Here is a 19491-nt window from a genome sequence, read left to right as displayed (position 1 = left end):
GTTGACCGATATTTAAATTTATTCCTTTCTCTGTCGCGGTTTATGGAAGTTTCAAGGCTAAAACCTCGCCCTTCAGGGCGGGGATACAGCCGACAACTCCTCCACTAACCACGTTCGATTGCAGACCGGTTATTCTACGTCTCGGTCGTTACTTTTAATATATTATTTCTCATAAGTGCTTATGAACACAGTCCGATGCTGGAAACAACCCGCACCTATCGAGCAAAAATCGTCAACCACTCTCAGGTGAGTGACGACCTCGATGACTGCGGACACTCAGCATCCAAACTGTGGAACGTCGCCCGCTACCACATCCAGCAAGAATGGGATGACACTGGCGAGATTCCGTCCGAAGCCGACCTCAAGCGCGAATTAAAAGACCACGAACGATACAGTGACCTGCATTCTCAGTCAAGTCAGCGCGTTCTCGAAGAACTCGCTGAATCGTTCACCGGCTGGTTCAAAAAGCGCAAGAACGGCGACACAGACGCGAATCCCCCCGGCTACCGAAAGCGAGGCGACAATCATCCACGCTCCACCGTGACGTGGAAACAGGTGGGTATCAAGCACGATTCCAAGCACAACCAACTCCGTCTGAGCAAAGGCTTCAATCTCAAGAACCACCGCTCGGACTTCATCCTCACAGAGTACGAGACGCGCCCGGACGTGACCGTGGAGAACATCCAGCAGGTTCGAGCCGTGTGGAACGGCGACCGATGGGAACTCCACCTCGTCTGCAAAGTCGAGATTCCTGTCGAGGACGCACCCGGCGACAACACGGCTGGAATCGACCTCGGCATCAAGAACTACCTCGCTATCGCCTACGACGACGGTGACGCTGAGTTGTATCCGGGGAACGTTCTCAAACAGGACAAGCACTACTTCACCCGTGACGAGTACGACACTGAGGGCGAGAACGGCCCGTCGCGCCGTGCGCTCCGTGCCCGGCAGAAACTCTCGCGTCGGAAAGACCACTTCCTGCACGCCCTCGCCAAGCACATCGTTGAGCAGTGTATCGACCACGAGGTTGGTCGCATCGCCATCGGTGACTTGAGCAAGATTCGTGAAGACGAGAACGGTGATGCTCGAAACTGGGGGAAGCGTGGAAACAAGAAACTCCACGGATGGGAATTCGACCGCTTCACTACGTTGCTCGGATACAAGGCCGAAGAACACGGCATCCTCGTTGACCGTGTTTCAGAGCGAGACACGAGTAAGACGTGTTCGTGTTGTGGTCGAAAGCGTGATGCGAACCGTGTGGAGCGTGGGTTGTACGTCTGTGGGTCGTGCGGTGTGACGATGAACGCAGATGTGAATGGCGCGGTGAATATTCGCAGAAAGATAACTCAGAGTCCTCCGACGGAGGATATGAGTAACGGTCGTTTGGCACGGCCAGCAGTCCACCTGTTCAACCAAACCTCGGGGCGTTTCGCACCGAGCGAACAGGTGAGTTGCGAACCCTAATATCCCAACGTTCGGGAATCCTCGCCCTTTAGCGCGGGGAGGATGTCAAACAGCGGCCGAGTAGCCGTCTCGAGCCCGTTCCTGTTCCTCCCGGACCGCCGCATCGCCGACCGCGTGATGCGCTCGCAGGCCCGCCACCGAACTATTACGTGGGCCTCTCGTTGGACGCCCATGGACCGCGACGGAGCCCGTCGCCTCGCCGTACGGACGCTCGCCGTCATCCGCGAGAAGAACGTCACGGTGACGGCCGCGAGTCTCGCGTACTACGCGTTCAACTCGCTCGTCCCGCTGACGCTGCTGCTGTTCGTCCTCGTCACGACGTCCGGTCGGGTCGAAGCCCTGCTCCCCACGTTCGAACTGCTCGTCGGCATCGACCTCTCACAGTTCGAACCGACGCTCAGAGCGGTGAGCGGGCAGTCAGCCGGGCGATTACGTGCCGCGGCGCTCGCCTTCGGCATCTTCCTCTGGAGTTCGTTCCGGCTGTTTCGCGGGATGGATAGCGTCTTCAGCGAGGTGTACGGCACGCGGAAAGCGGTCTCGACGTTCAGGCGACTCCTCAACAGCGCCCTCGTCATGGCGACGGTCGCGACCGGCGTCGGCGTCATCGCTGCCGCTGGTCTCGTCGTCTCCTTCCGGGTGACGCAACTGCTGTGGTCGGTCGCCGCACCGATTCTCCTGTGGGCGTTGCTCACCGTGCTTTTCGTTCCGATGTACGCGCTGTTCCCGGGCGTCGACGTCTCCCCGCTCGAACCGGTTCCGGGGGCCGCGCTCGCGGCGCTCGGGTGGACGGCGTCGCTGCAGGCGCTCCGCCTCTACTTCGGGGTCTCGCAGAGCATCGAACTCTACGGTGCTGCGGGCGGAGTCTTGCTTATCCTGACGTGGCTGTACGTCGGCTCGCTGTCCCTGCTCGTCGGCGTCGTCGTCAACGCGGTGCTGGCGAACCGGGTCGATGCCGACGCCGACTGGTATCCCGGCGACGAGGCGACGGACGACGAGTGACACTAACGGTGGCGCGGAGTCCGAAAAAAGCGTTCAGCCGCCTCCTACAGGAGGAACGTGACGACGGCCAGTACGAGGAAGATGACGACGAGGATACGCGCGACTTTCATCGAGAGCCCCGCGATTCCACGGAAGCCGGCGAGCCCGGTGACGAGGGCCAAGACGAGGAACACGACCGCGTAGTACAGGAACCCGCCGCCACCCTGCAGCGGCGTGAGCAAGGCGACCCCGAGCGCCGAGAGCGTCATCGTTCGGCGGTGGGCCACGTGCCCCCGCGTTTCACCTCCCGGACGTGTGCGACGGCTTTCGGCGGCTTCGGAGCGCGAGCGTCTCCGGTCTCATCGGCGTGAACTGTGTCTCTCATCGCGGTCGTGATTGCCTCTCACACACAATGAGGCCGGTCCCTGCATTGGCAAGGTTCGATCCATTGTGGGGCTGCTTCGCCGACCCGCCCCCGACTTAGCGACGGTTCACCGCTTCGGCGGCGAGTTGCGCCGCGAACCCGGCGCTGCTCCACCGAAGCGAGAACGCTCCGGCAGCCATCAATAGCACTCCCCGTTTGGTTCGCCCCTTCACCAGCGCTCTGGCTCCCGCGACGACCGAGGTTACCGCGCTCAGCGTTCTCGTCCACTTCGAGTCCAGCAGTTGGCGTCCAATCACGTTCTGAACGTGTATCCGGAGCAGTGTAACAGGCGGGCTTGCGTGTGCCCCGGGCCGCCCGCCGGGCGATGGCCGCCCGCAGACAAATGTACCACGCTCGCCTACCCACCGCCATGGCAACTATCGTACGGGGAGCGATTCCGTCCGAAGAATTCGCGTTAGGCCACACGCTCTCCGCGCTTCCGGGCGTCGAAATCGAGTGCGAGCGTATCATCGAGAGCGGAGAACACTCCGTGATGCCCCTCGTGTGGATTCGTCACGCCGACCGCTCGGACATCGACGACGCCCTGCGAGAAGACCCGTCGGTCGACGAGGTTACCTGTCTCTCGGAGTTCGACGACGAATTCCTCTACCGGATGGCGTGGGTCGACCACGTCCACCTGCTCCTGCAGATGATAACGAACTCTCACGCGACGATTCTCGACGCGTACGGCTGGGGCGACGAGTGGCAGTTCCGCATACTCTACCCGGCTCGCGACGACTTCGCGCGGACGCACGACTTCGCGGCGGAACACGGGCTGAGATTCGAAATCGAGTCGATTCGAGAGATGGACGCCGAACCGGCCGGACGGTACGGTCTCACCGAAAGCCAGTTCGAGGCGCTCGTGACGGCGGCGCGAGAGGGCTACTTCGAAGTGCCCCGGCGAATCTCGCTCTCCGAACTGGCCGACAAGATGGGTATTTCGCATCAGTCGCTCTCCGAGCGAATCAGGCGGGGAACGGATGCGCTCGTCGAAGACTCTCTGCTCATCGGGTCGGTCCCGGACGATTTCCGGGACTGAGACGCCGGACTCGAGATTTCATATCGCAATATATCGTTTATCGGTTCCATCGAGCGGTGTCCCAGCGAGGGAGACCGGTAGCTGACGCTCGTCACGGGCGCGGAGTCGCTGAAAAGCGGTGTCGCCGAGCGAGCGGCCGTCAGGCGTAGGTTGCGACGCTCTCGAACTCGTTTTCGGCGATGGCGGCCGAGAGCGCGTCGATGTCCACGTCGTCGGGCATCTCGCCGGGGTACTTGCGGCGGAAGTAGCCGACGATGTTCTTCGCGTCGCGCGCGAGGAGTTCGCGGGCGTTGTCGTGGTCGGTCGGGACGGCCTGCGGCCAGTCGAAGACCGTGATGCCGCGCTCGCCGACTGCGACGTTGTACTCGGACATGTCGGCGTGGACGTAGCCGGCTTCGTAGGCGTCGGCCATCTCCGAGAGAATCAGGTCGAGGACGCCCGTCACCTGCTCGGATTCGAGTTTCGCCTTGGCGAGTTCGACGCCGTCGAGTTTCGCCATGATGATGGCGTGGCGATTGTGGTCGACTGGGCGCGGCACCGACACCTGCGGGAACAGGGTTTCGAGCGCCTCGTACTCTCGCTCGGCCGCCTTGCGGGCGGTGTAAAGCCACGAGACGTGGTGGTTCTCGGAGGTGTAGTCGCGCTCGCGGCGGACCTCGCGGAAGTTGGTGTACCCCTCGCGGTGGAACTTGAGCGCGAGCGGCTTGAACGACTGCACCTCGAACACGTCGCTTTCCTTGCCGACGCCGAGGGGCGCGCCGAACCCTTGGATGGTGTCTCGCTGGGCGAAGGTCCGGAGGGCGAGCGCGTCGTACCCCTCGACCGTGAGCTTGTACCCCTCGTACTGGATGGTTTTGCGCTCGATGAGCTCGCGGGTCATACAGCGGTCGATTCGGTAGTCGACCTCCTCGGCGGTCAGCCCCGAGTTCTTCGGGAGCTTCTCGCGGTTGACCCACTCGCTGAAGCGCATGCCCTGCTCGACGCCCGAGAGGAGGTAGAAGTCCTCGGGCTCGAGTTCGGCCATGACGCCGGCGACGTTCCGTACCATGCACGTCCGTCCGTCGGCGAGGCGTAAAAGGCCCGCGAGTCGGCGAACGTCGCCGCGATAAATCATATGCGACGATACGAAATGTGGTTTTGAACGACTGACCCACAGTTTCGGCGGGGGAGTCTGGAAGATAGGCGTCTCGCGTCGACTGATACTCTCTCCATTTTCTGTCACGAGCAGCGTGCAAGACGGAGAGAGTCGTCAGGAGTGTCGTCTCACTATCGAGACGGAGCCGGTTCCCGATAGCCCGTGATGACCGTCCTCAGTTCGTTCCCATTCGAGCCGCCCTTCTGATTCATCGCCATCGAAGCCGGTCTCTTCAGTGGGGAACTGCAGGACGAGGTCATCCAGTCCGTCCCCGTTCACATCCTCGATATGACCGCCGTGTGCTGGTCGGGCGCCGCCCCCCTCGCCAACAACATCGGGGGCGCCGAACCGATACCTGACATCCTCACTCGTCGGGTCGAAGTCGTCCGTCTGAAGGACGGCCACCGGAACGACGCCACGGCTGTTCGGGTTAATCGAGTTGTCTTCACTTCCCGGCTTGATATCGATGGTCAGGTCCGCTGGGAAGTGGGCGGCTGCGTGGCCACTAAACGCACCGACTCCCACTGCGGTCGCTGCAGTGACCGTGCTCACGCGCAGAAAGCCGCGACGAGAGACCGACGATGTGTCTTCTGGTTCCGTGGCTGATTGTTTGGAGTTGTCGTGAGTTGGTTGGTTCATTCCATCCAGTTCCTCACACCTCGGTTGAATGAGGTCTGTGGCCCTGTTCTCGAAAGTCGGGTAGCCGTGACAGCATCCACACTGTAGTTCATACGATCATCTACTGAGCGGCTGATTCAAGCAGTAAAATCGAGCAAATAGCTCTCGTATCAGCCGTCTTCGAGGCTGTGGACTCACGCCGCGTCGAGGTGGAACTCGACGACTGCGCCCTCGCCGTCTTCGGTCTTCGGGAGGCGGAGCTCGCCGCCGTAGGCCTCCACAATCCACTTCGAGAGCCAGAGCCCCAGCCCGTTGCCGTGGGCGAGGTCGCTCTCTTCGACGTTCTGCTCGATGAGTTCGCGCTGGTGGTCGGGGATGCCCGGCCCGTCGTCGGCCACGCGGACGACGACTTGACTCCCGACGCGTTCGTACTCGATTTCGACCGTCGGAGCCGGACCGGCGTGTTCGAGCGCGTTCTCGACGACCTCGCGGAACGCGATTTTCAGCTTCTTCCCGCCGACGACCGTCGCTGGACCGTCGCCGCGGACGGTGATGGTCGCCTCCGGGTTGGCCGCCGAGCGGTCGTCGACGAGCGGGTCGAGAAGCGCCCGGAGGTCGACCGTCTCACCCTCGGGTTCGCTGTCGACGAGTTGGGTGACGGTCTTGACCTGGTCGCTCATCGTCCCGAGGTCGTCGCCGGTCGCTTTCAGGCGCTCGCCGATGCGGACGGTCTCGTCGTCGCCGCCGTCGGTCGCGAGTTGGTCGCCCCAGCCGAGGAGCAACTGCGCGGTGTGCCGGAGGTTGTGGCGGACGAGTCGGTTGATGACCGCCGACCGCTTGTACTGTTCCGATAGCTCGCGGGTCCGAATCCGGCGCACGTCGTTGAGGCCGATGAGGACGTGCGCGACGGCGCTCACGCCGACGACCACGGCCGCGCTGAAAAGCGGCTCGCTGACCGTTCCGCCCGCGGCCTGCTGGTAGCTCCCGATGAGCGCGAGGACGAACACGGTGACGACGACGCCGAGAAGGTTCCAGCCGGCGACGCGGGCGATGTGGATGGTCTTGAGGTCGCTTCGGTAGACGACGGGGCCGACGGCGACGAAGAGCACCGAGATGAGGAGGCCGAAGGCCGCGGCGACGAGGCCGGCGAGGTCGGATGCGACCGAGGCGACGCTGTTCGAGACGATGACGAACAGGGCCACCCCGGTGAGACTGAGGGACCCCGCACTAACGAGACGAGAGACGTTCACAGTTCGTTGACTCTCGTAGAAGTAATAACGCTTCTTTGAAACGAGTTGTCACTCGACGTTGACGCGGTACGGGAGCCCCTCGGGGTCGAAGACGCCGTCGGCGTCGCACTGCGCCGACACCGGGCCGACGGTCGCCTCGCTGTCGGTCGGATACCACGGGCGGCCGACCGGCGAGACGACGAAGCGGGCGTCTCGATCGCCGACGAACACGAGGTCGCCGCCCTCGAACGACTCCATCGGCTCGATGCCGAGCGCCTCGGTCAGCGCCGCCACGAACGACTCCACGTCGGGGACGGCCATGCCCACCTCGGTCGCGCCGCGGAGGTCCGTCGCCGGGTCGAACTCGCCCGTCGCGTCGCCGTCGTAGCAGACGTACTCGATGACGTTGCCCTCGGGGTCCTCGAAGTAGACGGAGTCACAGCCGAGGAAGTCGAACCGGACGCTCGGCCCCTCGTCGGTATCGAGCACGTCCACGTCCGTGCGCTCGTCCAGCCACGCGACCACGGAGTCCACTGCGGCGGCGACGGTGAACGCGAGGTGGCCGGGGTCGGTGTCGCCGAGTTCGAACCACAGGGTCGTCTCCCCGGCGGTCGCCGAGCGTTGTGACCCGGTGACCGGCGCGAACCCGAGCGTCTCGACGTAGAACTCACACAGCGAGATGGGGTCTGTCGCGGCGAGGGCGACGCGGTTGAACTTCATGGGTTCACGTCACCGCGACGCGGTTTAACGGAATCGCTCGCGTCGGCCGCATCGGTCGGCGGTCGGCGCCGGTCGCCCGACTGGTACCCGTCGCGACGAGGCCGGGCGCCGCGGCGGTGGCCGAGCGTCGAAATCGCTTTCTCCCGGATGGACGAAGCCGACGTATGAACGACTCGCAGGGGTCGATTGCCGACCGCGAGTGGCGGGTGATTCGCGAGGAGGTCCGACCGGGACCGATGCAGATGGCGCTCGACGAGGTTGCGGGCGAGACGGCCGCCGCGGGCGGCCCCCGGACCGTCCGCGTCTACTCGTGGGAGCCGAGTTGCCTCTCGCTGGGCTACGGACAGGACCCCGAGACCGTCGATTGGGACTACTGCGACCGCGAGGGAATCGACGTGACTCGCCGGCAGACCGGCGGCGGCGGCATCTACCACGACCGCCACGGCGACGTGGCCTACTCCATCGCCGCGCCGAAATCGGAGCTGCCGGGCGACCTCATGGACTGCTACCACCTCCTGTGCGAACCGATTCTCGACGCGATTCGCGCGGTCGGCGTGGACGTGGATTTCGTCGACGACGACATGCCCGTCATCTGGCACCCCGCCTGCTATCTGCGGGCGCTCCACCCCGCCCACGACATGGTCGCCGCGGGCCGGAAAGTCGCGGGCAACGCCCAGTACCGCCGCCGCGACGGTGTCGTCCAGCATGGGTCGCTCACCTACTCGGTGGACGCCGAGACTCACCTCGACGTGTTCGACGGTCACGACGTGACGCCCGAAGCGTTTCGGGAGCGCGTCGTCGGCATCGACGAACTCGCAGACGCCTCCCGCGAGGAGTTCGTCGCGGCGCTCACCGAATCGCTCTCGGGATTCGTCGACGCCGACGAGGGGTCGTGGACCGACGACGAACTCGACCGGGCGCGCGCGAAGGTCGACGAGAAGTACCGCGCCGAAGACTGGGTGCGCCGTCGTCCGGGGTCGCGGTCCGACTGACCGGCCGCCATCGCCATTAACATCGTCGTCGCCGTCGCCGCCGACTCCGAAGTCCCTTTGTTCGGGTACGCCGTCGGACTCTGCATGCAAGTCGGCGCACACGTCTCGATGTCCAGTTCGAAGGTCTCGTCCGACGACGAGACGCCACCGCACGGTAACGTCGCCAACGCCGTCTTCCGGCAGGTCGCCTTCGGCGGCAACTGCGGGCAGATTTTCACCACCTCGCCGCAGGTGTGGCGCGACCCCGACATCTCCGACGAGGAGGCCGAACTGTTCCGCGAGCAGACCGCCGACAAACTGGCGGGCCCGTGGGTCATCCACTCGTCGTACCTCGTCAACCTCTGTACGCCCAAAGACGGCCTCCGGCAGAAGTCGCTGGACTCGATGCAGACGGAGGTCGACATGGCCGACAAACTCGGCATCGAGTACGTGAACGTCCACCTCGGGGCCCACACCGGCGCGGGCGAACAGCAGGGCCTCGACAACGCCGTCTCCGTCCTCGACGACCTCGACATCCCCGACGGCGTCACCGTCCTCATCGAGTCCGACGCGGGGTCGGGCACGAAGATGGGCGACGACTTCGCCCACCTCGGCTACGTCCTCGAAGAGTCCGAACAGGACCTCGACGTCTGTCTCGACACCGCCCACGCGTTCGCCGCGGGCTACGACCTCTCGACGGCCGCGGGCGTCGACGAGACGTTCGAGGAACTCGACGCCGAGGTCGGCCTAGAGCACCTCAAGTGCGTCCACCTCAACGACTCGAAACACGAGTGCGGGACGAACAAGGACGAACACGCCCTCATCGGCGAGGGCCTCATCGGCGAGGAGGGCATGCGCGCGTTCATCAACCACGACGCCATCGTCGACAACGACGTGCCGCTCGTCTTGGAGACGCCCACCGAGGACGGCAAGGGCTTCGCGTGGAACATCGACCGCGTCCGCGAACTCCGCGCCGACGCGGAGTAAGACGCCGAACGGGGGCTGTCGAGGCCGCTATCGGCTGCCGCTGCGTCCCCGCATCGACTGATTCGACTGTTTTTTGGGTCGCCGCGCCCGACACCGCGTGTGCGACGTTTCTCCGAATCGTATCTTCGGCGGACGCGAGAAGGCATGTGGGACGACTCTCGCGCGGCCCTCGCCGACCTCGACCTCGACGGTCGAGCCCGCATTCTCGACGTGGGCTGTGGGACCGGCGAGTTCACGCGCGTCCTCGCGGAGGCCTCGGACGCCCGCGTCGTCGGCGTCGACGCCGACACCGACCTGCTTTCAGTCGCCGCCGACCGCGCCGGAATCGAGACGGTCGCAGGCGACGCGACGCGACTCCCCTTCGCCGTCGACAGTTTCGATTTGGTCGTCTGTCAGGCGCTCCTCGTGAACCTCCCCGACCCGACGGCCGCGCTCAGCGAGTTCGCCCGCGTCTCGTCTGACCTCGTGGCGACGGTCGAACCCGACAACGCCGCCGTCGGCGTCGACTCGACCGTCGAGTCCGAGGCCGCGCTTCGACCGCCGGGTCAGAGACGCCTTCCGCGACGGCGTGGCGACCGACGTGGCGCTCGGCGACCGCGTTCGTGGACTGTTCGTCGACGCCGGCCTGTCGGTCGTCGGAACCCGCCGGTACCACCACCGCAAGCTGACCGAGCCGCCGTACGACGACCACGACGTGCGGAGCGCGGCCAAGAAGGCGACCGGCGAGGGGTTGGACCGCCACGAGGCCGACCTCCGCCGGGGACTCGACGACGACTCCTACGAGTCCGTCCGACGGGAGTGGCGGAAGATGGGCCGCGAGGTCGTCCAGCAGATTCGAGACGGGGAGTACCGCCGGGCCGAGGTCGTCCCGTTCGACGTGACGACTGGCCGGGTGTAGTCGGGGCCGCTCGACGGGCCGAGATGGCCGAATCGGCGGCCGAAAAACGAGTCCGTCTGTTTAGTAGCCGACCGCGAGTTGTTCGTGGACGGCGTCGCCGCGCTCCAGTTCGTCAGCGAACGCGATGGCGAAGTCCTCCATGGAGATACGGCTCTCGCCGTCCTCGTCGGCGACGAGTTCGCCGAGCGCGGTCCGGAACTCGCCGGTCCGCTCACCGGGTTCGATGAACGCCGCGGGCGCGACGTAGGTCCACTGCAGGTCGTCGGCGTCTTCGAGCAGGCCGTACGCCTCGATGGCGGCGCTGGCGACCGGCTTCCACTCGTCGGGGAACTCCGGCGAGTCGATGAGTCGCGTGTCGGGGGCGACGTTCAGGATGCCCGCGCCACCGGTCCAGACGAGGCGGTCGACCGAGGCGCGGCGCATCCCGTCGACCACGGCGTCGAGCATCTCGACGAGAACCTCCGGCGACTCGTCGTCGCTCGGGCCGAGCGCGGAGGCGACCGCGTCGTGCCCCGCGGCGAGTCGCGCGAGTTGGTCGGCGTCGGTCGCGTCGCCGGCGACCGCCGAGAAGTCGGGGTCGTCGATGCTGTCGATTTCGCCGCTTCGGGAGACGCCGGTGACCGCGTGTCCGCGGTTCAGGAGTTCGTTGGCGATTCGCGTGCCGATTCGGCCGCTCGCACCGAGGAGGAGTACATTCATGATGAGATGGTGTGGGTGTGTAGTGAGTCGTGCGTCGTTTCGTCGTCCGGTTCGCCGCGACGATGCGGTCACATCGTCATACTTGGTCAAGGGGAGTGAGTTTAATATACCTAAGCGAACCTCGGTGTGAGTAGGTCACGTCGATGTCACCGCACCAGAACCTCGAAACGAAGTACGAACAGTGTCCGGTCATCAAGACGCTCGAAGAGATCGGCTCGCGGTGGCGGATGACGGTCATCCACGTGCTGCGCGAGGGCGACCTCCGGTTCAACGAACTCAAGCGCGCGAGCGGCGCGAACTCTCAGACGCTCTCGCGCGTGCTGGACGACCTCCAGGAGTTGGGATACGTCGAGCGGGAGGTCGAAGACGGCAGTCCAATCGCGGTCTACTACTCGCTCACCCAGAAGGGCGAGGAACTGCTCCCGGCGTTCGACGACATCTCCGAGTGGGGCGAAAAATGGATGTCTGCGGACGGCGGTGCGGAGTCGTAAACGGCGGAGCGCGGGCGCTCAGCCGAGGAACAGGTCGACGAAGTTGCCGTTCGACTGGCCGCGGTAGAGTTCCGAGTAGCCGCAGTTCGCACACGAGACGACGGTGAACTGGCGGTTCTGGATGTCGAACATCTTCGAGAGGCCGCTTCCCGTGGTTGCGATGGAGTCGATTTCGGTCTCGGAGTGGCCGCACTTCGGACAGCCGTCGCGGTCGGCACTTGGTGGAGGGCTCATGTTGAGTAGTTGAACTACTCCCGTGAAAAAACCACCCCCCAAAACGATTTCCTGCCTCCCGCCCGCGAGTACGCACATGTCCGCCGGTGGCCTCGTGTTCTTCCTCTTCGTCCTCCTCAGCATCGGTGCCGCAATCGCCCTCTACGCCGGGATTCAAGCCGAGACGCGCGACCCGCCGACGATGAGTCGCGAGGAGGCGGAGCGCCGCGCCCGCGACGAGGGGATGCGCTACAACGAACAGCACGGTCGGGGGACCGACCGCCGCCCGAACGAGAACGACCGGAGTGAGGGCGCTGGTTGGGGCTCCGACCGCAGTGACGACCGCGACCGCGACGACGCCCGCGACTGGTAGCGTCGCCTCCGATTCGGTTCCGGCCTCAGACCACGTCGCCGCGGACCGACGTACCGGTCTGTTCGGCCCGATAGGCTCGCATCGCCTCGACGGCCGTCTCGGCCTCGTCGCCTTCCAGTCCGAGCATCTCCAGCGCGCCCGAGAGCGTCGGGAAGGCGAACTCGCTGTTCCGGAGTTTCGACATCGCGTCGGGCGAGCGCTGGCCGTCGGCGTAGAGGCAGACGCCGCGGGGGTCGAGAATTTGCTCGTAGGCCTCGCGGGCGACCGCGCCCTTCAGCCGCTGGGTGACGTTGTCCTCGAACGAGGCGTTGCACACTTCGAGGTGAACCGGTTCGTCGTCGTCGGGGAGCAGGTGGGCGGCGAGACACTTCTCGGGGGCCGCGTAGCCGTTCGCGTTGGCTCGTAGTAGGTCGGGGTGCTCGCGCGCCCACTCGGCGCGGACGCTCTTGCCGACGCCCTTCACGCCGTGGGACTGCTCGAACGCCTCGGCCGCGTCGGGGTCGCCGCGGAGGAGGATGTCTTTCGTCACGTACACGTCGAGTCGGTCGAGGGGGTCGAGGCCGAGCGCCACGTCGCCGTAGACCCACACCTCGCGGACCGGGACGGGGAGCGTCTCGGACTCGACGGCGTCGACGACGGCGTCGACTCGGTCGAGGGCGGCGTCTCTGTCCATCGACTGTCCGTGGGGTTCGGAGGGTCAAACCGGTTGCGACCGCGTCCGACGGAGACGCCGGTCGAGCGAGCGCCGCCCGCCCCGAGGCGAAACCCGTATCCCTCCCGCCGGGCAAGCGACCGGCAATGGAGTGCGACAAGTGCGGCCGCGACGCGGTGATGCACGCGGCTTACTCCGGGGCCCATCTCTGCGAAGACCACTTTTGCGCCTCGGTCGAGAAACGCGTGCGCCGCCGCATCCGCGAGGACAACATGCTCCCCCGCGACGCCAGCCCCGAGAACCCACAGACGTGGGTCATCGGACTCTCCGGCGGCAAGGACAGCGTCGTCCTCACACACATCCTCGACGACACGTTCGGGCGCGACCCGCGCATCGAACTCGTCGCCCTCACCATCCACGAGGGTATCGAGGGCTACCGCGACAAGTCCGTCGACGCCTGCGTCGAACTCGCCGAGGACCTCGATATCCACCACGAACTGGTCACCTACGAGGACGAGTTCGGCGTCCAGATGGACGACGTGGTCGAGAAAGACCCCGAGAACATGGCCGCCTGCGCCTACTGCGGCGTGTTCCGCCGCGACCTGCTCGAACGCTTCGCCGACGAGCTCGGGGCGGACAAACTGCTCACGGGCCACAACCTCGACGACGAGGCGCAGACGGCGCTCATGAACTTCTTCGAGGGCGACCTCAAGCAGGTCGCAAAGCACTTCGACGCCAGCATCGGCGACTTCGAGAAGCGCCGCGACGCCGGTGAGTTCATCCCGCGGGCCAAGCCGCTTCGCGACGTGCCCGAAAAGGAAGTCGCGCTCTACGCCCACCTGAAGGACCTCCCGGCGCACATCACCGAGTGCCCCCACTCCTCGGAGGCCTACCGCGGCGAGATTCAACAGTTGCTGTTGAAACTCGAAGAGAACCACCCCGGAACCCGCCACTCCATCATGGCGGGCTACGAGGAGTTGGCCGAACTGACCGCCCGCGAGTACCGCGGCGAGGGTCGCGTCGACCTCAACGACTGCGAGCGCTGCGGGTCGAAGACCGCCGGCGACGTCTGTCGGAAGTGCCGGCTCATCGAGTCGATAGAAGCGGTCTGAGCGGTACGGAACTCCGTTTTTCGTCGTGTCTTACGAGTCAGACAGCACCGGGTGACGGCGAATCGACCGAGTCGGCGGCAACGCTCACTGTCGAAAAACTACGTCAGCGAAAAAGAACCCACGAGTCACCCGACGGGCGCGGCGGCGTCCGCGCGGGTCTGACAGGGCGTTACCGGATGACGTCGAGACCGTTGTTCTTCTCGACTTCGTCGCGGCCGCCGTCGGACCACGTGCCGCTCTGTGCCGTCTGGGCTCGTTCCGAGCTATCGAATTCCGAATTCGAACCCGAGCGCTGCTGTTGCTGCGACTCGCGCGATTGGATGCTCTGACGCGACTTGTCGGCCTGCTTCTGCGTCGTCGGGCCGAGGACCTGTGCGGACTGGACGCCCGTCATGATGGCCATGACGCGGACTTTCCCCTTGTACTCGTCCTGAATGCGAGCGCCCCAGATGACGTTCGCGGCGGCTTCCAGTCGTTCGGTGATGTTGCTCGCGATTCCCTCGGCCTCCTTCAGGGTGAGGTCGGGGCCGCCCGTGATGTGGACGAGACCACCGGACGCACCGCGGTAGTCCACGTCGAGTAGCGGGTGGTTCATCGCGTCGTTGACCACCTCTTGGGTCTTGTTCTTGTCTTGGGTCTCGCCGACGAGCATCACCGCGACGCCGCCTTGGTTCATGATGGTCGACATGTCGGCGTAGTCGAGGTTGATGAGCGACGGTTGGGTGATGGTCTCCGAGATGCCCTTGACCGTCTCGGCGATAATCTGGTCCATGACCGAGAACGCCTTGCCGATGGGCAGGTTCGGGACGTAATCGAGGAGGCGGTTGTTGTCCAGCACGATGATGGAGTCGGCCTCGTTGCGGAGGTTTTCGAGTCCCTCCTCGGCCTTGACCGTGCGGGCGCGCTCGACGTTGAACGGAGTCGAGACCATGCCCACGACGATTGCGCCCTGCTCCTTTGCGATCTTCGCGACGACGGGGGCCGCACCGGTACCGGTGCCGCCGCCCATCCCCGCGGTGACGAACACGAGGTCGGCGTCGCCGAGCACGTCTTTGATCGTGCCCTGTGCCATCTCGGTCGCACGTTCACCCATCGACGGGTCACCACCGGCACCGAGACCCTGCGTCAGGGACTTCCCGACGAGGATTTTCGTGTCCGCTTCGATCATCTTCAGGTGCTGCTTGTCGGTGTTGATGGCGACCGTGTCGGCCCCCTCGACACCGATGTTGTACAGGCGGTTGATGGTGTTGTTGCCAGCACCACCGGCGCCGACGATGACGATTCGCGGGTCACCGAACTGGTCGTCGCTGTCTTCGAGCGACGACTGCGTCTTGCGCTCGGCCTCGTCCCGTTCCATCGCCTCGCGAACGATATCCTGCATAGTTACACCTTTGCCCAGCCGCGCTTGCTGGTAGATTCGCGCTGTCGCTTGTCAGTAGTCTGTTCGTTGAGCATATCGCGAACGGCGGAACGGATGGCTTCGGATCGGTTCGGGAACTCTCCCGTCTCGACCATCCGCTCGACCTCCTCGATTTGCTGCTTCGGAATTCGTAGTGTCACACGCTCCATGTTTACATTCCCCCGGTAAGACGGCGCGCCGCACTCGTGTGCGAGTGTCTTACACCCGAAAACCGACGGACGACGCCGGGATGCGGGCCGCCGTCGGGTGGCTGTAAGACAACCGTCTTACGCGATAATCACCACAGAGGGATAGAATATAAATGTAACGGCGATTGTAAGACAGGGGCTGAATATCCCGTATAGGGGGCTTTAATCGCCGGTTATGATTGTTCCAGGACGTCAGCCGCAGGCGTCCGACGACCGCAGTCGGGACAGAACGCCCAGTCGGAGCGCAGTTCGTCGCCGCATTCGCAGAACACGCGATGGGAGGTTTTCTCTCCGCAGTTCGGGCAGTACACGTGGTCTTCGCCCACGGATTCACCACATTGGCCACAGTTCATCTCGGGGGAGTCTGTCTCCGGAGCGTCCAGTTCGCCCCGTGTCTTACGAACCGGATTCGAACTCGATTCCCGGTCTATCCCCGCGTTTACGCTGGATTCGTCGCTCGAACCATCGACGTTGATGTTGACGTTCAGCTCGGAGGGCGTCGGACGCTCGGACTCGCGGGCCGTCGCCGCTTCCTCGACGAGCGTCGGGAGTCGTTCGTCGAGTCGCTCGTCGACGAGTTCCTCGACCCGCGCCGAGAGCGCGCCGTCGAGGCCGTCGGTGTCGGACATGTCGTCGTCCGCGGCGTCGTCACGTTCCAGTTCGTCGAGATACTGGCGGAGCGCCTCGCGCATCACCTCGCTCTTCGAGGTGTCGAGGCGGTCCAGACGCTCGACGAGGGCGTCGTCGGCGCGGAACGTGATCTTACTCATTACTCCGGGATTATCTCGGCGGCATATCAATGTTCGCACGTGTCTGACACACAGCACACGCGGCGGCGAGAATGATAATGGTTAAACGCATCGACCGGATAGCAATCGGTGACCGCTCTTAGCTCAGCCTGGCAGAGCAGCCGACTGTAGATCGGCTTGTCCCCCGTTCAAATCGGGGAGAGCGGATTTTGCTTGCAAAATCCGGTCGAGCCGTTTGAGCAGCGAGCAACGCGAAGCGTTGCGAGTGAGTTCAAATCGGGGAGCGCGGACCGTCATCGATTCTGACCTGTAGCGTCCCTGTTCCGTCACCCCGAACCCTCACGAACAATCGGCGAATATCTCGCCGGGACCCCGTCATTTACCCCCGTCTGTTCGAAACCGGACGCTATGGATTCTCGACCGCTCGGTACGACTGGATTCGATGTCTCTGAGGTCGCGCTGGGGACGTGGCAGCTCGGCGGTAGCTGGGGCCCGGTAACCGACGAGGAAGCGTACGACGCCATCGAGACGGCACTCGACGCGGGCATCGACTTCCTCGACACCGCCGACGTGTACGGCGACGGCGACAGCGAACGCCGAATCGGCGACGTGCTCGCGACCGCGACGACGACGTCACCGTCGCCACCAAGGCGGGGCGACGACTCGACCCGCACGAGGCGGACGGTTACAACCGCGAGAACCTCGAACGGTTCGTGGACCGAAGCCGGGACAACCTCGGGATGGACACCCTCGACCTCGTTCAACTCCACTGCCCACCGCGAGACGTGTACTACCAGCCCGAGGTGTTCGACGCGCTTTCGGACCTCCGCGACGCCGGGAAGATAGACCACTACGGCGTGAGCGTCGAGAAGGTCGAAGACGGCCTCAAGGCCATCGAGTACGACGGCGTCGAGACGGTACAGATAATCTTCAACCCGCTTCGACAGCGACCCGCTGAGCTGTTCTTCCGGGAGGCACAGCGCCGGAACGTCGGCGTTATCGTCCGCGTCCCGCTCGCGTCGGGGCTGCTCACCGGTGCCCTCTCCGAGGACGCCGAGTTCGGCGAGGACGACCACCGGAACTACAACCGAAACGGCGAGGCGTTCGACGTGGGCGAGACGTTCGCGGGAATCCCGTTCGAAGACGGCCTCGCCGCCGCGGACGCGATACAGGAGGTCGTCCCCGAGGGAGTGTCGCTCGCGCAGTTCACGCTCCGCTGGATTCTCTCGTTCGACGCCGTGAGCACCATCATCCCCGGGTCGAAGACGCCGGAACACATCCGCGACAACGTCGCCGCGGCGTCGCTCCCGCCACTGTCGGCCGAGCAGTTCGAGCGCGTCGAAGAGGCGTACGACGCGTACGCGCGCGAACACGTTCACCATCGCTGGTGAGGTGCTCCCCAGTAGCGGCTATCGGTGCGTGACAGCCGATTAGCTCTCGAAGACGTCCTCGCAGTCGTTGCGGATGAAGTACCGGGCCCAATTTCCGTCGGTCCGGTCGTCCCGGTCTCCAGCGTCTCGGAGAGAGCGACGTCGTCGCCGGCGGTGTCGTTGGACTCCTCACCCGGCGATATCGTTCGTCTGCATCTGCAGTTCGACAGCGGCGGGCGTCTCTGACGCCCTCCCGCAGAAGATACTTATCCGCCAACACGTTCGGTCCCAGTAGTGCCCTCCCGCAAGATGCTCCTCCTCGCAGTCGCTGTTGGAGTCGCGCTCATCGGCGGGTCTGCTGCGCTCGACGCGACGACTCCCGACAGGATGTACACCTACGAGGTGAGAGAACTGTCCGCCTCTCCGGAGGGTGCCGCAGCGGTAGTCGTGGACGACACCACGGTCGACCCGGCGGGGCCGTCGGCGGTGTTCATCGCCAGCGACGGACCCGGTGACCGACCGGAACGGACGGCACTCCGTGAGGCGGCAAACGGGTCCCGAACGAAGGCGGCGTTCCCCGGGTCGCTCGTCGACCACCGGTATGCCGTCGTCGGGACTGGTGGTACCATCTCAGACGTGAGTGAGGTCTACCGCCTCCACGACTACAAGGAAGACGGGACAGTACGAGTCACCGCCGAGCGAGTCACGCTACACGCGTTCTACGACGAACTCGCGGTTTCCGCCGCCACCCCTCGATTACGCGAACTCGTTCGAACGGGGGAACTCACGACCCACGAACGCCTGACCGCCGTTCTCATCGAACACGACGGGCGGTACTACCACGTGACCCAACCCCCGCTGTCAACCCGATACGCGGGCGTGGGCACTGACCTCCACGATGCGGGGTACCTGCTCGGGAGTGGAATTGCGCTCCTTGCGGGGGGATGGTACGTCCTCGAACGCTGGGGGCTGTACGTCTGGGGCGACGGCACGGAGGTTCGTCGCTGACGGCCAGCGAGACGCTTGCTACGTCACCACAACCGACCCCCCCCGCTTCGCTATATTCAAGTACAGTTTCGCCAATGAAATTCTAGTGGCAGTCACGTTCGACCTCTTCGGCACGCTCGTCGACGCCGAGTACCCGTCAGACCCCGGCGCGGCGGTCGCAGACGCGCTCCGCGAGTACGGCGTCGCCGTCCCCGACGACTGGGACGACGCCTACCGCGAGGTCCACATCGACGCGCCCGAAGGCGCGGAGTCCCGCTTCCGGCCCACGTCGCCGCGGCGCTCCGCTCTCGGGGCGTCGATTCGCCGGATAACGCCGCCCGACGCGCGGTCATCACGGCGTTCGACCCCGAGGTGACCACCCGTCCCGGCGCGGTCGAAGCGGTCGCTGCTGCCCGCGAGGCCGGCCCGGTCGGCCTCCTCTCGAACTGTTCCGTTCCCGAACTCGTCGCTCGGACGCTCATCCGGTCGGACCTCGACAGACGCGGCTTCGACGACATCACGACGAGCGTCGCCTGCGGCTGGCGGAAACCCCACGCACAGGCGTTCGAGGCGGCCGCCCGCGGCCTCGGCGTCGACGCGACCGAACTGGTCCACGTCGGCGACGACCCGGACTCCGACGGCGGCATCGAGGCGGTCGGCGGCCGATTCGTGAACCTCCGGGAGACGACGCTCGAATCGGTCGCGGCGAGACTGCGCGCCGGGGAGGACCCGTGCCCGTGACCGCCGCGGCGCCGTCGTCGCCGCCGCGGCGCT

20 protein-coding genes, 1 tRNA gene and 3 pseudogenes are annotated in these 19491 nt (G+C 65.1%); 13 read left to right on the top strand and 11 right to left on the bottom strand.

What is annotated here, in order from left to right; translation table 11 throughout:
* Positions 1 to 195: 195 nt before the first annotated feature.
* A complete protein-coding gene (locus NKF06_RS03465; RefSeq protein ID WP_253244527.1) occupies positions 196 to 1464 on the top strand; it encodes a transposase in 1269 nt (422 codons plus the stop codon).
* Positions 1465 to 1635: 171 nt separating this feature from the next.
* Positions 1636 to 2463 (top strand): YihY/virulence factor BrkB family protein, encoded by an 828-nt coding sequence (locus tag NKF06_RS03460; protein ID WP_253244526.1) that lies wholly within the window; start codon positions 1636 to 1638, stop codon positions 2461 to 2463.
* Between the two features lie 44 nt (positions 2464 to 2507).
* Here the strand turns inward: NKF06_RS03460 and NKF06_RS03455 are convergent, their stop codons facing one another.
* On the bottom strand, positions 2508 to 2711 hold the full coding sequence (locus NKF06_RS03455) for a DUF1328 domain-containing protein (RefSeq protein WP_253244552.1): 204 nt from the start codon (positions 2709 to 2711) through the stop codon (positions 2508 to 2510).
* 525 nt (positions 2712 to 3236) lie between these two features.
* On the opposite strand from NKF06_RS03455, the gene NKF06_RS03450 reads away from it, so the two are divergent.
* The gene (locus NKF06_RS03450) at positions 3237 to 3905 is read left to right on the top strand and encodes a helix-turn-helix domain-containing protein (protein WP_058826403.1); all 669 of its coding nucleotides are present in this window, start codon (positions 3237 to 3239) and stop codon (positions 3903 to 3905) included.
* Between the two features lie 139 nt (positions 3906 to 4044).
* Here NKF06_RS03450 and NKF06_RS03445 read toward each other — a convergent pair whose 3' ends face one another.
* From NKF06_RS03445 to NKF06_RS03430, 4 genes are all read right to left on the bottom strand, one after another.
* On the bottom strand, positions 4045 to 4953 hold the full coding sequence (locus tag NKF06_RS03445; protein WP_058826402.1) for a serine/threonine-protein kinase RIO2: 909 nt from the start codon (positions 4951 to 4953) through the stop codon (positions 4045 to 4047).
* A 201-nt stretch (positions 4954 to 5154) separates the two neighbouring features.
* Positions 5155 to 5592: a hypothetical protein gene (locus tag NKF06_RS03440; RefSeq protein ID WP_216635670.1), complete on the bottom strand. Its 438-nt coding sequence runs from the start codon at positions 5590 to 5592 to the stop codon at positions 5155 to 5157.
* Positions 5593 to 5852: 260 nt separating this feature from the next.
* Positions 5853 to 6908, bottom strand: coding sequence for a HAMP domain-containing sensor histidine kinase (locus NKF06_RS21120; RefSeq protein ID WP_253244525.1), 1056 nt, complete (start codon positions 6906 to 6908; stop codon positions 5853 to 5855).
* A gap of 48 nt (positions 6909 to 6956) precedes the next feature.
* Positions 6957 to 7607, bottom strand: a complete 651-nt coding sequence (locus NKF06_RS03430; protein WP_253244524.1) for a VOC family protein — start codon at positions 7605 to 7607, stop codon at positions 6957 to 6959.
* 164 nt (positions 7608 to 7771) lie between these two features.
* On the opposite strand from NKF06_RS03430, the gene NKF06_RS03425 reads away from it, so the two are divergent.
* The 3 genes and pseudogenes from NKF06_RS03425 to NKF06_RS03415 all read left to right on the top strand — a co-directional run bounded on the left by NKF06_RS03425 (position 7772) and on the right by NKF06_RS03415 (position 10463).
* On the top strand, positions 7772 to 8599 hold the full coding sequence (locus NKF06_RS03425) for a biotin/lipoate A/B protein ligase family protein (protein ID WP_253244523.1): 828 nt from the start codon (positions 7772 to 7774) through the stop codon (positions 8597 to 8599).
* An 84-nt stretch (positions 8600 to 8683) separates the two neighbouring features.
* On the top strand, positions 8684 to 9565 hold the full coding sequence (locus NKF06_RS03420; RefSeq protein ID WP_058826397.1) for a deoxyribonuclease IV: 882 nt from the start codon (positions 8684 to 8686) through the stop codon (positions 9563 to 9565).
* Between the two features lie 99 nt (positions 9566 to 9664).
* Positions 9665 to 10463 (top strand): annotated as a pseudogene (locus NKF06_RS03415) (class I SAM-dependent methyltransferase).
* Between the two features lie 60 nt (positions 10464 to 10523).
* On the opposite strand, the gene NKF06_RS03410 reads toward NKF06_RS03415, so the two are convergent.
* Positions 10524 to 11162 carry an NAD(P)H-binding protein gene (locus tag NKF06_RS03410; protein ID WP_253244522.1) on the bottom strand — a complete coding sequence of 213 codons (639 nt, stop codon included), beginning with the start codon at positions 11160 to 11162 and terminating at the stop codon, positions 10524 to 10526.
* Between the two features lie 143 nt (positions 11163 to 11305).
* On the opposite strand from NKF06_RS03410, the gene NKF06_RS03405 reads away from it, so the two are divergent.
* Positions 11306 to 11653 (top strand): helix-turn-helix domain-containing protein, encoded by a 348-nt coding sequence (locus NKF06_RS03405; RefSeq protein WP_058826395.1) that lies wholly within the window; start codon positions 11306 to 11308, stop codon positions 11651 to 11653.
* Positions 11654 to 11671: 18 nt separating this feature from the next.
* On the opposite strand, the gene NKF06_RS03400 is transcribed toward NKF06_RS03405, so the two are convergent.
* Positions 11672 to 11887 (bottom strand): zinc ribbon domain-containing protein, encoded by a 216-nt coding sequence (locus tag NKF06_RS03400; RefSeq protein ID WP_115879526.1) that lies wholly within the window; start codon positions 11885 to 11887, stop codon positions 11672 to 11674.
* Between the two features lie 76 nt (positions 11888 to 11963).
* On the opposite strand from NKF06_RS03400, the gene NKF06_RS03395 reads away from it, so the two are divergent.
* The gene (locus NKF06_RS03395; RefSeq protein WP_253244521.1) at positions 11964 to 12239 is read left to right on the top strand and encodes a hypothetical protein; all 276 of its coding nucleotides are present in this window, start codon (positions 11964 to 11966) and stop codon (positions 12237 to 12239) included.
* 25 nt (positions 12240 to 12264) lie between these two features.
* On the opposite strand, the gene NKF06_RS03390 is transcribed toward NKF06_RS03395, so the two are convergent.
* On the bottom strand, positions 12265 to 12912 hold the full coding sequence (locus NKF06_RS03390) for a hypothetical protein (protein WP_253244520.1): 648 nt from the start codon (positions 12910 to 12912) through the stop codon (positions 12265 to 12267).
* A gap of 125 nt (positions 12913 to 13037) precedes the next feature.
* Between NKF06_RS03390 and NKF06_RS03385 the strand changes: the two genes are divergently transcribed.
* Positions 13038 to 14003, top strand: a complete 966-nt coding sequence (locus NKF06_RS03385; RefSeq protein ID WP_004973180.1) for a TIGR00269 family protein — start codon at positions 13038 to 13040, stop codon at positions 14001 to 14003.
* 169 nt (positions 14004 to 14172) lie between these two features.
* Here the strand turns inward: NKF06_RS03385 and ftsZ are convergent, their stop codons facing one another.
* From ftsZ to NKF06_RS03370, 3 genes are all read right to left on the bottom strand, one after another.
* A complete protein-coding gene (gene ftsZ / locus NKF06_RS03380) occupies positions 14173 to 15384 on the bottom strand; it encodes a cell division protein FtsZ (protein ID WP_058826391.1) in 1212 nt (403 codons plus the stop codon).
* 2 nt (positions 15385 to 15386) lie between these two features.
* Positions 15387 to 15572 carry a ribbon-helix-helix domain-containing protein gene (locus tag NKF06_RS03375; RefSeq protein WP_004973176.1) on the bottom strand — a complete coding sequence of 62 codons (186 nt, stop codon included), beginning with the start codon at positions 15570 to 15572 and terminating at the stop codon, positions 15387 to 15389.
* A gap of 212 nt (positions 15573 to 15784) precedes the next feature.
* Positions 15785 to 16381 carry a zinc ribbon domain-containing protein gene (locus NKF06_RS03370; protein WP_253244519.1) on the bottom strand — a complete coding sequence of 199 codons (597 nt, stop codon included), beginning with the start codon at positions 16379 to 16381 and terminating at the stop codon, positions 15785 to 15787.
* A 112-nt stretch (positions 16382 to 16493) separates the two neighbouring features.
* Between NKF06_RS03370 and NKF06_RS03365 the strand changes: the two genes are divergently transcribed.
* The 4 genes and pseudogenes from NKF06_RS03365 to NKF06_RS03350 all read left to right on the top strand — a co-directional run bounded on the left by NKF06_RS03365 (position 16494) and on the right by NKF06_RS03350 (position 19458).
* Positions 16494 to 16567, top strand: a tRNA-Tyr gene (locus tag NKF06_RS03365).
* Between the two features lie 201 nt (positions 16568 to 16768).
* Positions 16769 to 17751: pseudogene (locus tag NKF06_RS03360) on the top strand (aldo/keto reductase).
* A gap of 273 nt (positions 17752 to 18024) precedes the next feature.
* Positions 18025 to 18738, top strand: a complete 714-nt coding sequence (locus NKF06_RS03355; RefSeq protein WP_253244518.1) for a hypothetical protein — start codon at positions 18025 to 18027, stop codon at positions 18736 to 18738.
* A gap of 85 nt (positions 18739 to 18823) precedes the next feature.
* Positions 18824 to 19458, top strand: a pseudogene (locus NKF06_RS03350) (HAD family hydrolase).
* The last annotated feature ends 33 nt before the right edge of the window (positions 19459 to 19491 follow it).

The sequence above is a fragment of the Haloferax sp. AB510 genome (genome assembly GCF_024136985.1).
In the GTDB taxonomy this organism is placed as follows: domain Archaea; phylum Halobacteriota; class Halobacteria; order Halobacteriales; family Haloferacaceae; genus Haloferax.
This window is presented reverse-complemented; position numbering and strand designations above follow the sequence as displayed.

Bases quoted from the DNA above. Each gene is read 5' to 3' on its own strand.
- NKF06_RS03465 (WP_253244527.1), top strand. From the start codon at position 196: ATGCTGGAAACAACCCGCACCTATCGAGCAAAAATCGTCAACCACTCT.
- NKF06_RS03460 (WP_253244526.1), top strand. From the start codon at position 1,636: ATGGACCGCGACGGAGCCCGTCGCCTCGCCGTACGGACGCTCGCCGTC.
- NKF06_RS03455 (WP_253244552.1), bottom strand. From the start codon at position 2,711: ATGACGCTCTCGGCGCTCGGGGTCGCCTTGCTCACGCCGCTGCAGGGT.
- NKF06_RS03450 (WP_058826403.1), top strand. From the start codon at position 3,237: ATGGCAACTATCGTACGGGGAGCGATTCCGTCCGAAGAATTCGCGTTA.
- NKF06_RS03445 (WP_058826402.1), bottom strand. From the start codon at position 4,953: ATGGTACGGAACGTCGCCGGCGTCATGGCCGAACTCGAGCCCGAGGAC.
- NKF06_RS03430 (WP_253244524.1), bottom strand. From the start codon at position 7,607: ATGAAGTTCAACCGCGTCGCCCTCGCCGCGACAGACCCCATCTCGCTG.
- NKF06_RS03425 (WP_253244523.1), top strand. From the start codon at position 7,772: ATGAACGACTCGCAGGGGTCGATTGCCGACCGCGAGTGGCGGGTGATT.
- NKF06_RS03420 (WP_058826397.1), top strand. From the start codon at position 8,684: ATGCAAGTCGGCGCACACGTCTCGATGTCCAGTTCGAAGGTCTCGTCC.
- NKF06_RS03410 (WP_253244522.1), bottom strand. From the start codon at position 11,162: ATGAATGTACTCCTCCTCGGTGCGAGCGGCCGAATCGGCACGCGAATC.
- NKF06_RS03405 (WP_058826395.1), top strand. From the start codon at position 11,306: ATGTCACCGCACCAGAACCTCGAAACGAAGTACGAACAGTGTCCGGTC.
- NKF06_RS03400 (WP_115879526.1), bottom strand. From the start codon at position 11,887: ATGAGCCCTCCACCAAGTGCCGACCGCGACGGCTGTCCGAAGTGCGGC.
- NKF06_RS03395 (WP_253244521.1), top strand. From the start codon at position 11,964: ATGTCCGCCGGTGGCCTCGTGTTCTTCCTCTTCGTCCTCCTCAGCATC.
- NKF06_RS03390 (WP_253244520.1), bottom strand. From the start codon at position 12,912: ATGGACAGAGACGCCGCCCTCGACCGAGTCGACGCCGTCGTCGACGCC.
- NKF06_RS03385 (WP_004973180.1), top strand. From the start codon at position 13,038: ATGGAGTGCGACAAGTGCGGCCGCGACGCGGTGATGCACGCGGCTTAC.
- ftsZ (WP_058826391.1), bottom strand. From the start codon at position 15,384: ATGCAGGATATCGTTCGCGAGGCGATGGAACGGGACGAGGCCGAGCGC.
- NKF06_RS03375 (WP_004973176.1), bottom strand. From the start codon at position 15,572: ATGGAGCGTGTGACACTACGAATTCCGAAGCAGCAAATCGAGGAGGTC.
- NKF06_RS03370 (WP_253244519.1), bottom strand. From the start codon at position 16,381: ATGAGTAAGATCACGTTCCGCGCCGACGACGCCCTCGTCGAGCGTCTG.